The sequence below is a fragment of the Halobacillus locisalis genome, from assembly GCF_013694105.1.
GTDB lineage: Bacteria > Bacillota > Bacilli > Bacillales > Halobacillaceae > Halobacillus > Halobacillus locisalis.
Genome location: NZ_JACEFG010000004.1, coordinates 79,306 through 95,492 on the forward strand (window position 1 = coordinate 79,306; position 16,187 = coordinate 95,492).

Consider the following 16,187-nt stretch of genomic DNA (forward strand, 5'->3'; position numbering starts at 1 on the left):
ATCGCTTTTTCGTTCATGTCTCCAGTCAAACGGCTTTAAGCATGAAAAATCGACGCCCCTTTCCTGAGGGGTGTTTATTTTTTGGATTAAGTGGTAAATAAAGGTTGATAAAATATCTCTTTAAATGTAAAATTACACTTAATTAAAAAGTGAGGAGGGGAAGTTGTGTCTTTTTTATCTGAGGAAAGGAATGCCGAACTCTTTGAACAACAGCTGCTCAAGCTTTGGCGCAAAGGCTATGTAACGTCTGAAGAATATGCGCGAATCAAAGAAGCGAATCAGACATTCATCAATGACCTTTTGGCTGAGTATGAACAAGAAGAAATGGTTCAGCAGGAAGCCGTCGTTGAGGAACCTGTCCAGGATCCGGAGCCCGTGAAACCGAAGAAGCAGAAAAAGGTGAAGACGGCCGAGCAGATCCGTGAGCGGAATATTACATGGACGCTCATCTTAGGGGTTTCCATTCTGTTGATTACGGGTCTGATTGTCGCGACAAGTCAATGGGATCAAATGGGACCGGGGGTTAAAGTGTTCTCGATATCCTTTGTGTCGTTGTTCTTCTTAGCATTGAGTTATGGAACCGGCCGATTCTTGAAAATCAAGCAGACCGCGTTTGCTTTTCTTACGCTCGGAAGCTTACTGATCCCTATTGTCATTGTAGCGATCGGGTATTTCGAATTGTTCGGTCCGTATTTGTCACTGTTTGGAGAAGGGAGGCATTTGTTGGGTTTATTAGGAACGCTGCTTCCGCTCCCGCTATACGTTCGGCACGCATTCGTCCATCAATCCCGCTTTTATGTGTGGGTATCCTTTCTGTTTGCCTCGCTGACTGTAGGTTTTGCCTTAGGATCGCTCCCGTTAACGATGGATGCGTTCTACTTCGGGATCATGGTGTACAATGCAGCGCTGTTGTTGGTGTACGTTCGTTACCAAAACCATCTTCCGCTCTTCATGAAGGAAGTTCCGTTATACGCTCAAGTGAACTTGATTTTGTCGACGCTGCTCATGTTGTTCTTTTTCGAGAGCGAAGTGTTCTACAGCTTCAACTTGTTGCTGACGGCAAGCATTTATATGGCGATGGTTTTCGTAAGCAAAACGAAAGAGTACCAGTTCGTCTTTTCTGTGATGATCGTCTATGCGGTGTACCAGCTCGTTGAACATTCGCCGCTTCATTCTGTGGATGGGACGATTTATGCGATGATCGGTTTTCTCTACTTGGGGTTTGCTTATGCCTTCAAGAATCATACATTCATAGAAAAAGTGTTCAAGTACACGAGTGGCGTCGTATCGTTATGTGCGTTCCTCTACATCTCATACGAAAGTCTTCTGCTTAGAGGAGAGGTCGATTCATGGGTGTTATTTGCCGCCTATCTCATCATTACGGCGAACTATCTATTGTTATCTAACCTGACAAAAAACTTGGTGTTTTCCTATATGACACCTTTGTTCTTCTTTGTGACGCTTTGGCAATTGTGGGAACTTACGGAAATCGGACCGCTTGTATTGTTCCTATTCTTTGGGGCGGCTGCCGTCTTTTTATATGTAGGATTATGGACGAAACACCGTTTTCTTATGCCGGTTCAGGCGAGCACTTTTGCGGTTGCCATCTTTGTACAGATCGGGTGCTTAACATATGTGCTGAATGAGATGCTGCTTGGATATGGAGCCCTTCAGTTGTTCACCATCAGTATTTTGGCTTTTTTCGTGAAAAAGAAAACGGAAAAACCGGATATTTTCATGCCGGCGATTTGGATTCATCCTATCGCGCTATCCTTATCTGCTGTACTATTCTATGAATCTTTGATCAGCTGGATTGGTCGTTTCGCTTTCCCGCTTCACTTGGCGGTATCGGCGATCATCCTGCTTGGGATTCATTTAGCGTGGAGGCAGTTGAAAGAGCAAGAGCTATCGAAGGCGAGCTTTTATATCGGGCAAATCACGTACATCTTCGCCATGCTCAGTTTCTTTTACAGCCCGGTAGGCGAATCTTTTGTAAGGCCGCTGGTTTTCCTTGTGGGGATAGGGATCATGCTTTGGTTTGTGCTCTATGATAAACAGTCGTTTCTATGGTTGTTCGTGTCGGTGACGACTCTAGCTTTCTATCTATCCTTGATCGATGTGCTCGCGATTACGTCCTTTAACGCTTTCGTCAATTATGTGTTATTTGTGCCTTTATTGTTGATTGGAGCAGGGGAGTTCGGGCAGCGTAAATGGGCAGACATGAAACCTTACTTTTACTGGTTGGGGCACATCATTCAACCGCTTGTCATCGGGGTGATTTGGCTGAATCAAACAAGTTCGGAACCCATACACCCGTTCCTTTTGGTGGTCCCGCTTTCGGTATATGTGTACAGTGCCTTGGGGAGTAGGCGGGAATGGGAAATCAAATTGATGTTATATGCTTCTTTATCGGTTGGGTTTCTCATGATTGTGACCATCGCTGATTATTACGCAGTTTGGGGATTGGTTCCCGAAGTGTATGCCTTCCTTGCGATGAGCGTCCTTACCGCTGGCTTATGGGTGGCTGTTCCACACAGTTGGAAAAAACGCATCGAATGGTACATCGTTCCGCTTTCTATAATAGGTTTATTCATGATCATCAACCAGGCTGCGCCATTGCTCGTGAAAGAACTGGGACTGATCTTTGGTTATGTCATTTTGATTTTGTTTTTCATTCATAGAAGAAAGTGGTCGATTGTTGCCTTCGCGCCTTTACTTTTGACGATTGATGCGTGGGAGCAGATGACGCTGAGATTGAATTCCGATATTAAAATTCTGTTGTTAGTGGGGTGTGTGTTCGGGTTGCTTGCCGCTGGTCGGAAGTTCTACCGCTACTTGGTTGCGCCGAAGTATGAGGTAGATGCCTATTCGTGGACAGCGGTCGTCTATATCGGATACATCTTTACACTGACGATCATGGATTCGAATGTGTGGGTGCGCATCATTCCTGTCTTGCTCACGGCCATGTGGCTGTTCGTCAATGCGAAAAAGTGGAACGGCAAGTACGTAGATCAAGCCTTTTATACGTTGTCTATTCTGAGCTTGTACGTCGCTTATCTTATGGTGATTGATGATAAGCACCGTTTAATTCCGGACATCATTCAAGCAGAGCTCCAGTCCATTCCTATACTGGTCGTTTTGTTCTTCTTAAAGAGGAATACGTGGAAGAACAATAAGAACGTCATGAACCATGTCCGTATGGCTTTGCTCCTGCTGATCGCTGGATACCTGGTCGTCGACGCGATTCAAAGTCACACGATTTGGGATGCCTGGATTATTGGTGGGCTGTCACTATCATCCATGATTGCGGGCTTGCAGCTAAGAATCAAGTCGTACTTCTTTGTCGGCATGGGTGTACTTATTTTCAACGTGATGTATCAAACGAGACCTTACTGGGGGAACGTTCCGTGGTGGGTGTACCTGCTGATTGCAGGGCTCGCCTTGATCGGGATTGCCAGCTACAATGAATGGCAAAAGCAGCAATCGGATTCAGATAAGCCGGTCGAGCGGAAATTGAAGCGGCTATGGCTGTCGTTTAAAAAGTGGAATTAGAATGAATCAAGGGACAGGTCGCGTATTGGACCTGTCCCTTCAGTTTGCCTGGGAAAGTTACTTTCGGTTCTCCCAAGTTGAGAGGAGGCCGGTGGCGTGGAAACGCCTCCCTTTCCGCAGGAGGCGGTGAGCTTCCTCGCCCGCTTCGCGACCTGCGGGATCTCACCCAAGCCTCAGGATCCTGCAGGAGTGTCGCCGTTTCCACGCCACCTTATAATAGCAAGGCTGAACCTCTAGGGATTCTACTACAATGAGGAGCTCCACGCATGGCAGCACCATGTTTGGCGAGGTTCTGTTTCCACTATGCTACAAATAGTCGAAACAGAACCTCTTCGCAGACTTCTACAGGCAGCCTGAAGGGGCACAAGTCTGTCCCTTGATTATCTTGTACTATGCCTGCTTCATCATCGTAATATACAGCTGTTGATAAGCTTTGTGTTCCTCCTGCATTCCTTCTTCCTGGTATAGCTTGGCTAACCATTGTACCGGCTGAGGATCTTTCTCATACAGTTCCATGTCCCAGCTCATGCACTCGATCGCTCGTTTAGACTGGCGGAACTCATAATATAACTCTCCGAGTCGACGTTGATGGTTCGGGTCATCAGAAAGTGTCTCCATTTCTTTCAGTTTATCTATGATCGGTTTTAAAGCAGGGTCGCTCTCAAAAGGACGGGCCCACTGTACAATATAGGGAGGGTCGTATTCATTGAGTAAGTCGCTGATCGCCTGTTGCAAGATTTCTTTTGCGTGTGCTGGCTGATCAGATTTCATGAATAAAGAGGTAAGGACTTCCCACGATTTCGGTGAAAGGGAAGCGGATAGAAGAGGGTGTTGTCTGACGAGATCAATCAACGTTTTTGACTGATGTGGAGTTAAACGGATCTCGTGTTCATCCATTAAAGAAAGCGCGCGTTCTGGACGGTGATTCTTAATCAAAGTATCCCAGTAATCCTGTAAAAAGAATGGGGTGGTTAGTCCTCGCTCGTACAAGTCTGTGAGAAACGCTAATCGGTCTTCGTCAGAATATCCACTGAGAAGAGGGAGTAAGGCTTCATAGTCGCCTGTTGATTGCGTGCGAACCGCTCGATCAATCGAAAGGGCGGTCTTTTCGAGGGAACGGGATTGTTTTTCATACAAGGACTGAAGGGATTGGTAGGAATCCGTATTCTCCCTGTTATGGAAAAGGGTCTTCTCTACGCGGATCGGATCTTGAAGAAGGAGCTGTTCATCATCATGTTTATAGCGTTGTTCATATTGCCCGAACTGCAGATCTCCAGAGAATGCATCACTCAATGGGTGGTTGGGCGCAAAATCTTCGAGTAGCTGAAGAATACGGTAACAGGAAAGCATTTTTCCGTTGCGTCGTTCTTTATAGAATAGAGTTTGGATAAAGTGTGCGAGTTTTGGTTTTTTTATGAATGGATGGAAGTACGTTGCAATCAACGCTGTTTCTTCATGTCCCCATCGATGTTGGAGGGTTTCGAAAAGGGTATTGAAGTTCTGCTTTTTATAAGAAGGGGATAATAGGCTTTGTGTTAATGGGTGAGAACCGGAGAAGGTGATCCCTCGTTGAAAGGCTAAGGAAACGAAGGAAGAGTTCGGTCGTTTGCTGGCTGATACATAATTCAAATAGTGATGTTTATGGAAGAAGAGGTAATAACGGTGATTCTCATCGTCACGGGCCTCGATAATCTGACACTGTTCATAGATCGTCATACGGTCGACGGTAACAGGGGAAGCTTGATGCTTAGCTTTAAGGGTTACGGTAGGTAATGACATTAGAAAACCTCCTAGTCGTTTCTTCCATTCTATCATGGAATCGGTCATGTGACACCATCTGGAAGGTCAGCTTTTATGTGTCAATCTCGTTACTTTTTTGATTTATGGATGTGCTGAAAAAAGATCTGTGCTAAACTCTTGTAAAGCGCTTCATTTAGACGGTAAGAGACGGCGTTCGACAAGAAATGGCATAGGTGGGATTAATATCAACATGAACATTCTCTTAACAGGATCCACAGGGTTTGTAGGTAAGCAGTTGACGCTTCAGTTACTCGGTCAAGGTCATTCAGTTTATGCTTTAGCACGGAACAAAAAGAAGGCAGACAACCTAAAGGCTTCGGTCCCTGACCATCTTCAAGATCGATTGTATATGGTAGAGGGGAACATTGCTGAAGACATGGCAGGTGTATCCGATGAACAAATCGAACAACTCCAAGGTCGCATCGACACCGTGTATCATATTGCGGCTTACCTTTCTTTCGACGACCGTGAGAAGGATCAACTTTTTCATATAAATGTAAATGGAACGAGGCATATATTAGAACTAGCAAAAAAATTACATGTGAAGAATTTCTTCCATGTGAGTACGGCCTACACGTTAGGGGACCAGCTTCACGCCAAGGAGGAACTTCATTCGCTTGAGCGTTCTTTCGTTAATTACTATGAGAAAAGTAAGTGCGAAGCGGAGCATCTTGTTTTTGAATATAAAGATGACTTTCATATCAACATTTTCCGACCATCGATTATCGTGGGGGATTCAAAAACAGGGGAAGCGGAATCGACTTTCGCTTTATATGGCGTCATTCGCAGCTTCCAACTGATGAAACGAAGAATAGAACGTCAGAAATCGGCCACTCCAGAAAAAATCAGGTTCGTGTGTAATGAAAAGGCAGCACAGAACTTAGTGCCTGTCGATTACGTTGTGAATGTTCTTGTGGCTGGACTGGAGCACGCAGAGCAGAACAAGATTTATCACATTACGAATTCGCATCCGCCAAGCAACGCTTTCGTATTCGAACTTCTGAAATCAGAGCTTGATTTCTACGGAGTGGAGCTTGTCCCGACCACGTTCGAAGGCGGATTAACGGATCAGGAATTAAAGTTCAATGAGCCGATGCGTGTGTTTCAGGAGTATTTGAAAAAGACGCTGCATTTTGATGATTCGAATACCCAGGAACTTTTAGCCAAGAGTCACTTGCAACCGCTCGATTTGAATGAGCGGGTCCTACGAACGATTATTTCAGGTAAGGTTAACGCATGACGTTAGGCTACAAAACGTATGTCCGCGATGCTAGTAAGAGCTGGATTGTGTTTTTCCACGGTTTTGGTGGGAACTATACGATTTTCAACAGACAAATCAATGACTTTAAGGAGAACTATAACCTCTTGTTCATTGATTTACCTGGTCACGGAGAGTCGCCGAACATCAACACCATTGATGAGAATGTATTGGACTTCACGGGTCAGAAAGTGATTGAGCTGCTCGACCGCTTGAATATCCAAAAGCCTCATTTTATCGGTGTCTCTTTAGGGACGATCGTCATTCAGCATATCGCTATGGTGTACCCGTCCAGAATCAAATCGATGATTCTCTCAGGTGCAGTGGGGAAATGGCTATGGTGGGGAGAACTGGTCGGTAAAGTGGCTTTGTCCTTCCCGATCCGGCAAATGCTTCCGTACATGGTTCCTTATGTGAGCTTCGCTTATATTTTGATGCCGAAGAAAAACCATAAGAAATCGAGGAACATGTTCATTCGAGAGGCTTTGAAATTAGGGCAGGATTCTTATTTGAGATGGTTGTACATTCTGAGAGATGCGAACAGCATTTATAAGTCGCTACGCGCGCAGACGAATCACATCCCGAAGCTTTACATCTCTGGTGATGAAGATCATATGTTCCTGCGCGGAATCACTCGCCACGTCAAAGAAGAGCATGGAGCGAAGTTGGAGATATTAAAGAAGTGTGGACATGTATGCAACATCGAGCAGTCGGCCCTTTTCAATAAGCTGTCCTTGCAATTCATTCAACAACTTGACCCCGCATGATAGGAAGTCCGTTCTTGTATTAAAGAGCGGACTTTTTTCATATTTTTAAGAAATCACAGCACGTATTCATCAGGTCATCTTTATCCGGTCCGTAACAGAGCATGTGTTTAGAACGGGGAAGAAAGTGGAGGGTTTTGTCTTCGGATTGAATCGATTCATAGATGTATTCAGCGCTCTTCGGGGGGAGTAAGCCATCTTCTCCGCCTTGAAGCACCAGTGTCGGAGCATCCACTTTCTCGAAATAAGGTCGTAGATCATCGACGAGCTTTTGAAATTCGAGTGATGCACTTATCGGCGTCGATCCCATTCGTCGGATATAGCGTTGAAATAGATCGTTTTCCAATAAGTCGCCTCTTGCGGCGTCTTTTGCCATTTTCCACGTATCTTCCGCCAGTTGAGTGACGTCGATGTAGTGCGCAGATGTGCTGAGTAACACCAGTTTACTAACGTTATACTTTGTAGAAAGATACGAAGCGATCACGCCTCCCATCGAATAGCCGATGACATAGATGGTGTCGCATGAAAAAGTCAGGTCTTCCAACTCCTTCTCCGCTTTTGATACCCATTCCATATACTCTCTCCCATCAAGTGATTCATTCTTGTCATGGCCAGGGAGAATCGGCAGTCTCAGCTCCCAATCTGTACGTTCTTTAATAATGCTGTATAAGGGCTCAAGCTCATATGGTGCTCCTCCGAATCCATGGATGAAAAGGCATCCCACAGTCAATAGAATCCACTCCCTTAACAATCTCTAACTCTATACCCTCTTCCCTATATTTGTACTCTATTAAATATGGAGTCTTTCATTTGATCAAACGTTCGTTTGATTTTTCGGAAACACTAAATCTTCTTATTCACGCTTGAAGGCGACGGCGGAGATGGGAGTCAGCTATCATTTCCTCAATACTATCTCTGTGATCGGTCACCTCGATTGGATCGACAGCAGCACCAGGTCCGACGGCAATGGCCAAAGGGTCTCTGTCGTCAAAATAAAACACAAGAGCATGGTCATAGAGGAAATGTTCATCTTCATGAATGTGGTCTATGGTATAGACTTCAATGCTGGAAATGGTAGCGAACAAACGAATAGACGCATGATTTCCAGAAATCACTGGACCAACACTGCTATCTTCGCACTCTATTCTCGCTGGGTACTTTTTCTTTGATATGGATAGGTTCCCGTAATCTTCAAAAGACTCTGCTTCACCCCAAGTGTTCATGATGATGTAGTAATGAGGATCGACTCGTTTATTCATCACAAGCGTAACAGGTCCCATATTCTCATAGACTTGACTGCCCAAGGTGAAATGTAAAAAGGGAAAAAGAAGCAAGTCTACTTGTTTATGAATCATATTCTCAAGTAACCTTAATTCTTCTATGGGAATAAGCCTCCCGTATTTCTTCATATGTAAACCCCCTTTGATCTGATATGGTATATTATAGCAGTAAACCCATTTGATATTATGGAGTGAGCGGATCTCTATTCGGACATTTCGGCAAGCAATACGGACAACAGATGAACGATTTCAGACATCTATAGGCGTAATTCGGACAAGCGGTCCTCTATATCGGACATTCCCTGCCAATTCGGACATTTACTCAGCTTATTCAGACAAATGTCACGCTTATTCGGACACCCTACACTTCCTTCTGTAGAGGACCAAGAAACATTATGATTAAAGGATGACACACATGACCCTATTTTCATTTATAGCGATATTAGCAGTCGGAATCGCTGCAGGCTTCATCAACGTCATGGCAGGAGGGGGCTCGCTCCTTACTTTGCCCATGCTGATTTTCTTCGGTTTACCCTCTGCTGTAGCGAACGGAACGAATCGCATTGCCTTGATGGCTCAAAATATAGTGGCCATCGCTTCTTACCGAAAAGGCGGTTATTTTGACTGGAAATTCAGCATGCTATTAGCTGTACCTGCCTTGATTGGCTCAATCATGGGGGCTCAAATTGCCGTTTCCATGTCGGACGATTTATTCAACCGCATATTATCCATCGTAATGATCATCGTATTGATCATCATTATTTGGAAACCTCATAAAAAACTGTCGGCATCACAAGTTCAAGACACATGGCCGAAGAAAATCGGTCTTTTGATCATCTTCTTTTTTGTCGGAGTGTATGGCGGGTTTATTCAAGCAGGTGTGGGATTCATCATTATCGCAGCTCTTACACTTGTGACTGGTCTATCTCTAGTCAAAATCAATAGCATCAAAGTGTTCGTCGTCGCCATTTATACGCTGTCTGCTTTCGTTGTTTTTATTATCAATGACCAAGTTCATTGGGGCTATGGCATCACGTTGGCAATCGGAACGAGCATCGGTGCGTTTCTCGGTAGTCGGTTTGCGGTTAAGCACGGGGATAAGTGGGTTCAACGAATACTTATCGTCGCTGTCGTCGCGATGGCGATCCGGTTGTTTTTCAAAACGATGTAGCGGGTTCCGGTGTAGAGGGCTGTCGTCGCTTCAATGCCTAACCCTCTTCCACAAAATTTCCACATTTGAGGCTAATAGTTGATTTATGCAGATAGAAAGCCTACAATGGCAGGGATGATGCGTTTCATACAATTGTAATATTGAGGAATCGACCAATGGAAGGTGTAGACAGCACATCATCACGTGTTACAATGACAACCACGATGAATCATAAAGGAGACATGACATTGAATAAAAAATTATTGAGTTTACTATTAGTCGCTTTCATTTCGTTATTAGCTGCATGTAGTGATGACGGTGAAGCGGGAGAAAATACAGATGAAGAAGCGAAAGAAGAACAAGCAAGCGGTGAACAAGGAGAGCAAGCAGAACAGCCGGAAATGCCTGAGCCGGACTTAGAAGGCGTTCCTGATGTCGTTGCCCAAGTGAACGGCGATGAAATTTCTAAGGAAGAGTTCACGACAACGTATGAATCTCAGTTCCAACAAGCTGCTATGCAATCTCAAATGACAGGTCAAGAAGTAGATCAGGACCAGTTGAAAAAACAAGTGGCAGAGAACTTGGTCAGCCAGCAGCTGCTTATTCAAGAAGCGAACAATCGTGATTTCACTGTTACCGATGAAGAGAAGAATGCAGAGCTTGAAGAACTAGCGAAGCAACAACAGTTAGAATCTAAGGACAAGCTTCTTTCCGCTCTAGAAGAACAGGGTATGGGTCAAGAAGAAGTCATGGCTCAGCTAGAGAAGCAGCTGAAGCTTGAGAAGCTGATTGCGGCAGAATCTGGTGAAGGTGAACTTCAACCGACAGAAGAAGAGATTCAAGAAGCCTATGATCAGTATAAATCTCAACAAGAAGAAGCGAACCCTGAAGCAGAAGTAGCGCCCCTTGAAGAAGTCAAGCCGAATATTGAACAATCACTAGTGCAGCAAAAAGAAGCACAAGTGTACCAAACGTTAATCGAAAGTCTTCGTGAAGATGCAGAGGTTACGGTTAATCTATAAACGATAAGTTAGAGTCAGGTCCATAAAGGGCTTGGCTCTTTTTTTTATGTGAATCATCGTTTTTTCACTGGAGAGATTGTCCTTTTTAATGTGGATGTTAACTTTTCTCACATAACTGTTGTGTTAATTTTCAGATTTTGTTAAAATCATTTTTAACACATAATGTTAAGAAAATTAACACAAAGGGGACCGTCGACAAATGGAAGCTACATTTTTGATGAACAACTTATGGATTGTCGTATGTACGATTCTTGTATTATTGATGCAAGGTGGATTTATCCTGCTTGAGGCAGGGTCCACACGGATGAAGAACGCGGGACACATTGCGGGGAAAACCGTATTTACCGTCGGAATCGTGTCGGTTGTGTTCTGGGCTGTTGGATATGGACTGATTTATGGTGAGGGAAACGCCATCATCGGGATGTCTAATTTCTTTTATGGCGATGCAACAACGATGGGTGAGGGATTGGCAGGTTCTGTCGACTTCTTGTTCCAGCTCGCTTTTGCTGCAATTGCGATGACGATTGCGTTCGGTGGATTTGCTGAGCGTGCAAAACTAGTGGCTTATGTCATATTTGCTATTTTATTCTCTGTACTTATTTATCCTGTCATTGCCCATTGGATTTGGGGCGGTGGCTGGTTAGCCGAACACGGTAAGCAGGACTTTGCCGGTTCGACGGTCGTTCACTTAACAGGTGCGATGGCTGCTTTAGCGGCAACGATCATTTTAAAGCCGCGTATAGGTAAATACAATAAAGATGGATCTTCAAATGAGATCGCGGGTCACAACCAAGTGTTCACCGCGCTAGGTGTCTTGATCCTATGGGTCGGCTGGTTCGGGTTCAATGCTGGTAGTACATTTGGTGTTGCGGATGCATTCTTTGGTTTTGTCGCTTTGAATACCCAACTCGCTGCTGGTGCCGGTGCGATTGGTGCGATGCTGATGGTATGGGCCGTTACAGGAAAAGCGGATGTACCGACAACATTAAACGGTGCTCTCGCTGGTCTGGTTGCGATCACGGCATCGTGTGCGTTTGTTGAGCCGTGGGCGGCTGTAGTCATCGGTCTTGTCGGAGGAGCGTTCGTATTCTTCAGTATGCGATTCTTCGATAAGCGTCGTATTGACGATCCGATTTTCGCCTTATCCGTACACGGAACGGTTGGTGTGTGGGGGACGTTGTCCAATGGCCTCTTCGCCACACCAGAACTTGCGACAGTCGGTCGCCCTGGCCTGTTCTACGGTGGTGGATTTGAACAGTTAGGTGTACAGATTCTAGGCGTTGTCAGCTGTGGAGTGTATGCGTTCATCGTTTCCTTCATTATCTTGAAAGTGATGGATAAAACGATGGGTGGCATTCGTGTAACGGAAGAAGAAGAGATTATGGGTCTAGATATCAGTGAGCATGGTGGTTATGGTTATCCAGAAAATCTAACGCCCCCTCAATCTAAATCAGGGGCATAAAGGATAGGGTCGTTTTGTTTACTACGTATAACGAACTAAAGCAATGGCGTGAAGAAACGTTGGAGTCCGTTGCGGGTGATCATTTTCAGCTGAACGCTTTTCATGATCAACTGATCTATCAAACTGTTGCCTTAGCTAAGGATAAAGTCGAAAGTGAGCAGGGTTCTCCTCCTGCTCCTTTTGCGTTTTTTCTTATGGGGAGTGCCGGACGTTATGAACAGTCTGTATGGAGTGATCAAGATCACGGCATCCTTTTTGAAGGGGACAATCAAGAGTACTTTCTCAGGCTTGGTTCAGAAATCAGTGATGGACTCGCGGTTGTCGGTTATGAATATTGTGAAGGGGATGTCATGGCGTCGAATCCGTTATGGTGTCAATCGTACCACTCATTTGAGAAGCAGACGCTGGATTGGTTGAATGAAGCCAGTTGGCAGACGATGCGTCACTTTTCGATCCTGTTTGACTCGCGTGTGCTTGTAGGAGAAGCTGAGTATTTACTTGCCTTAAAACAGAGGATATTCAAGGCGCTGCAAGAGGAACCGCGGCTGATGTCCCGTTTTATTGATAACGTCAATTATATAAAAAAAGGCATAGGCGTATTCGGTCAACTTCTTCCAGAACAACAAGGTGAGAAAAGAGGGACCATTCAACTGAAGCAGACGGCCTACTTTCCTTATGTAAATGCCTTGAGGATTCTAGCTTTGTTTCAAGGGGTGAGTTCACCGTCGACTATCTCTCGCTTCGAGCAACTAGCAGGCACCTATCCTTCGATTGCTGAATATGAGAAGGACTTCCGGGAGCTCCTTGATTTCAGGCTCCGTTTTCGGAAAGAAGCATCCAGTTATGAAATGGTTCACCTGCTCCCTTTGGAATGTTTATCTAAGCATGATAAGCAGCAATTGAAACGGTTGATCAAACGTGGACAGAGTCTTTTTTCTGCGGCGAAGTCCATTGTGAAAGAAGAGAGAATGGTATGAATCCATTTGTCCAATTCGTCAAAGATTTGTCGGACCGTCTAGGCAATGGGTTTTCCTCTATCAATCAAAATGATCCGAGTAAAGTGGCTTACGTAAGAAATTTAGAACGGGAAATGAAAAGTCGTGATGTGTTGGACATTCCGCTTGATGAACTTCCGGTTGTCGTTTTTGATTTGGAAACGACAGGGTTTTATCCTTATCATGGAGACTCTATTCTGTCGGTTGGTGCCGTCAAGGTAGAGGGGATGACGGTTAGAAGGGAAGAGTCGTTCTATTCTCTTGTGAATCAGGAGCAGGATCCGTCGCGAGAAATTGAAGAACTGACCGGGATCACAGGAGAGATGGTAGCTGATGCCCCGTCTTTACGTGATGTGCTGAACGATTTCTACGCGTATGTAAAAGGGGATGTGTTGGTCGCTCATCATGCCAACCATGAAAAACAGTTCATGAGCCATGCCACGTGGCTGGCTCTGAAGAAGAGTTTTCAGCACAGAATAGTGGATACCGCTTTTTTAACTAAGATTGCCCATCAGGAAAAAAAGCTGGTCTCGCTGGACGAATGTTGCGCTCATTATGAGATCGAGATAGAACAACGTCACCATGCTCTATATGATGCCCTCGCAACGGCTGAACTATGGGTGCAGAGTGTAGCGGAGTTAAAGGGGCTTGGCTTTGATACGCTCGAGGATGTCTACACACACTTGGCTACTTTAAAATAAAAAACGGGACCTCACGTAAGGTGGAGTCCCGTTTGTGTTTTCTGTTAATGGTTTTCTTACATCAGTACCGTTCATTCATGATGTCAGCGACAATTTCATAAGAGCGAAGGCGAGCTTGATGGTCGTAAATTTGAGAAATGATCATCAATTCATCGGCTTCCGTTTCAGCTAGGAATTTCTCTAGTTTCGCCTTAACCGTTTCTCGGCTTCCGATCATGGACGCGCCGAGTTGCTGCTGCAAGGCTGCTTTTTCTCCGGCTGTCCAAATGCCTTCCATGGAATCAACTGGCGGCTGAAGCAGGTGATTGGTATTGCGTACGAGATTCAAAAACTGTTGTTGCTGTGAGGTTGCGAGTCTTTCTGCTTCTTCATCCGTTTCTGCTGCGACAACGTTGATTCCTGTCATCACATACGGTTCTTCTAAGACATTCGAAGGTTGAAAGCTACGACGATATAAATCAAGAGCACCGTGCGTGTTATTTGGAGAAAAATGACTGGCAAACGAGAAAGGTAAGCCTAACTGACCGGCAAGCTGCGCACTGAAACCACTGGATCCGAGGAGCCAAATCGGAATGTGCAGCCCCTCTCCCGGGATCGCTCTTACTCGATTTTTTCCTTCGAAATAACCTCGTAGTTCTTCGAGTTGTTGCGGGAAATCTTGAGCGCCGCCATCTAGACCTCGTCGCAAGGCTTGGGCGGTGATTTGGTCGGTACCGGGTGCTCGTCCTAGCCCGAGGTCGATGCGCCCTGGGAATAGGGTTTCGAGTGTACCGTATTGTTCTGCCACCATGAGCGGGGCGTGGTTTGGCAGCATGACACCACCGGAGCCGACTCGGATCGTTGAGGTGTGATGTGCAACGTGACTGAGAGCGACGGATGTTGCTGAGCTTGCGATGAATGGCATGTTGTGGTGCTCGGCCATCCAGTATCTATGAAAGCCTAGTCGTTCGACGTGTTGAGCGAGGTCAACGGTGTTGCGGAACGAATCGGCTGGCGTGCCACCTTCAATGACAGGGGCGAGATCTAAGACTGAATACTTTGTTTGTGCTAAAGTTCCCATTGTTTATCCTTCTTTCTTAATGAATTCACATTATTCATGGTATCAATTTTATTTCGAGACTGGAAATAATTTGTTTATTACTAGTATGGTTATGGGAATAAGAGGAAGAAAAGGAGGAGGTTGCATGAGCAACGTACACTTGATTCCCTATGTGACAGATGAAGTAGTGGAGACCGTTTCGGAAGTGCCTGAAGGGGTGAGAATGATCGAGGCACCTGAGCTATGGGATCGTGCTGATCAAGGTAGAGGAAACGTCATCGCGATATTGGATACGGGGTGTCAGGTCGATCATCCTGATTTACAAGGGCGTATTATCGATGGGAAAAATTTCACTTCAGATGATGGTGGCGACGAATGGAATTACCAAGACTACAATGGACATGGTACGCACGTAGCGGGAACCGTGGCAGCGATTGAAAACGGTAGAGGAGTTGTCGGGGCTGCCCCACAGGCAGATCTGCTTATTCTGAAAGTATTGACTGGTGAGGGTAGTGGAGATACGAATTGGATTATTGATGCGATTGACTATGCAACGAAGTGGGAAGGTCCGAATGGGGAAAAAGTACGTGTGATATCGATGTCTTTAGGAGGTCCTGCAGATATCCCGGAGCTTGAAATGGCTGTGAAAGATGCGGTTCAACAAGAGATTTCGGTGGTGTGTGCAGCAGGAAATGAAGGGGATGGGCGAGGCAAAACGCCTGAGTATGCGTATCCCGGAGCTTATAATGAAGTGATTCAAGTAGGGGCAGTGGATTTCGACCGAAACTTAGCGACGTTTACAAATACGAATAATGAAATTGATCTCGTAGCTCCAGGGGTGAATATCTTATCGACATATCTTGATGGAAAGTACGCAAGGTTGTCCGGTACCTCGATGGCGACCCCGCATGTGGCTGGAGCCCTTGCGCTCATTATCAATAGAGCGGAAGATGAGTTTGAGCGACGCTTGACGGAATCGGAAGTGTTCTCGCAGTTGGTGAAGCGAACCGTGCCCTTGAGCTATTCGAAAGTAGCGGTTGGTAACGGATTGTTGTCATTAGCTTTACCAGATAAATTGGAGGATCTATTCAGTACGTATAACCGAAAATTGAGCCAACGGACGTTGACGAACACATCAAATACTAGGTAAATCAATCCCCCGCT

13 protein-coding genes are annotated in these 16,187 nt (G+C 45.3%); 9 read left to right on the top strand and 4 right to left on the bottom strand.

Annotated features, from left to right (window positions below; all coding sequences use genetic code 11):
• Positions 1-165 precede the first annotated feature (165 nt).
• Positions 166-3,552 (top strand): hypothetical protein, encoded by a 3,387-nt coding sequence (locus tag H0266_RS17280; protein WP_181473701.1) that lies wholly within the window; start codon positions 166-168, stop codon positions 3,550-3,552.
• 390 nt (positions 3,553-3,942) lie between these two features.
• Here H0266_RS17280 and H0266_RS17285 read toward each other — a convergent pair whose 3' ends face one another.
• Positions 3,943-5,331: a hypothetical protein gene (locus tag H0266_RS17285; RefSeq protein ID WP_181473702.1), complete on the bottom strand. Its 1,389-nt coding sequence runs from the start codon at positions 5,329-5,331 to the stop codon at positions 3,943-3,945.
• A 211-nt stretch (positions 5,332-5,542) separates the two neighbouring features.
• On the opposite strand from H0266_RS17285, the gene H0266_RS17290 reads away from it, so the two are divergent.
• Together H0266_RS17290 and H0266_RS17295 are read left to right on the top strand one after the other, a co-directional pair.
• A complete protein-coding gene (locus H0266_RS17290; RefSeq protein ID WP_181473703.1) occupies positions 5,543-6,592 on the top strand; it encodes an SDR family oxidoreductase in 1,050 nt (349 codons plus the stop codon).
• On the top strand, positions 6,589-7,377 hold the full coding sequence (locus H0266_RS17295) for an alpha/beta fold hydrolase (protein ID WP_181473704.1): 789 nt from the start codon (positions 6,589-6,591) through the stop codon (positions 7,375-7,377). The genes H0266_RS17290 and H0266_RS17295 overlap by 4 nt, the downstream gene beginning before the upstream one ends.
• A 37-nt stretch (positions 7,378-7,414) precedes the next feature.
• Here the strand turns inward: H0266_RS17295 and H0266_RS17300 are convergent, their stop codons facing one another.
• Together H0266_RS17300 and H0266_RS17305 are read right to left on the bottom strand one after the other, a co-directional pair.
• A complete protein-coding gene (locus tag H0266_RS17300) occupies positions 7,415-8,098 on the bottom strand; it encodes an alpha/beta fold hydrolase (protein WP_181473861.1) in 684 nt (227 codons plus the stop codon).
• Positions 8,099-8,231: 133 nt separating this feature from the next.
• Complete coding sequence (locus tag H0266_RS17305) at positions 8,232-8,783, bottom strand: hypothetical protein (RefSeq protein ID WP_181473705.1); 552 nt, start codon at positions 8,781-8,783, stop codon at positions 8,232-8,234.
• Between the two features lie 286 nt (positions 8,784-9,069).
• Between H0266_RS17305 and H0266_RS17310 the strand changes: the two genes are divergently transcribed.
• The 5 genes from H0266_RS17310 (at position 9,070) to H0266_RS17330 (ending at position 13,984) form a co-directional block, all read left to right on the top strand.
• The gene (locus H0266_RS17310; RefSeq protein ID WP_181473706.1) at positions 9,070-9,825 is read left to right on the top strand and encodes a sulfite exporter TauE/SafE family protein; all 756 of its coding nucleotides are present in this window, start codon (positions 9,070-9,072) and stop codon (positions 9,823-9,825) included.
• A gap of 221 nt (positions 9,826-10,046) precedes the next feature.
• Positions 10,047-10,826: a SurA N-terminal domain-containing protein gene (locus tag H0266_RS17315; protein ID WP_181473862.1), complete on the top strand. Its 780-nt coding sequence runs from the start codon at positions 10,047-10,049 to the stop codon at positions 10,824-10,826.
• A 199-nt stretch (positions 10,827-11,025) separates the two neighbouring features.
• Positions 11,026-12,288 (top strand): ammonium transporter, encoded by a 1,263-nt coding sequence (locus H0266_RS17320; RefSeq protein ID WP_181473707.1) that lies wholly within the window; start codon positions 11,026-11,028, stop codon positions 12,286-12,288.
• A 14-nt stretch (positions 12,289-12,302) separates the two neighbouring features.
• A complete protein-coding gene (locus H0266_RS17325) occupies positions 12,303-13,265 on the top strand; it encodes a DUF294 nucleotidyltransferase-like domain-containing protein (RefSeq protein WP_181473708.1) in 963 nt (320 codons plus the stop codon).
• The gene (locus H0266_RS17330; RefSeq protein ID WP_181473709.1) at positions 13,262-13,984 is read left to right on the top strand and encodes an exonuclease domain-containing protein; all 723 of its coding nucleotides are present in this window, start codon (positions 13,262-13,264) and stop codon (positions 13,982-13,984) included. Before H0266_RS17325 ends, H0266_RS17330 begins: the two co-directional genes overlap by 4 nt.
• 61 nt (positions 13,985-14,045) lie before the next feature.
• Here H0266_RS17330 and H0266_RS17335 read toward each other — a convergent pair whose 3' ends face one another.
• The gene (locus H0266_RS17335; RefSeq protein WP_181473710.1) at positions 14,046-15,044 is read right to left on the bottom strand and encodes an LLM class flavin-dependent oxidoreductase; all 999 of its coding nucleotides are present in this window, start codon (positions 15,042-15,044) and stop codon (positions 14,046-14,048) included.
• A gap of 124 nt (positions 15,045-15,168) precedes the next feature.
• Here H0266_RS17335 and H0266_RS17340 point away from each other — a divergent pair, with 124 nt between their 5' ends.
• Positions 15,169-16,173, top strand: coding sequence for a S8 family peptidase (locus tag H0266_RS17340; protein ID WP_181473711.1), 1,005 nt, complete (start codon positions 15,169-15,171; stop codon positions 16,171-16,173).
• Positions 16,174-16,187: the final 14 nt, after the last annotated feature.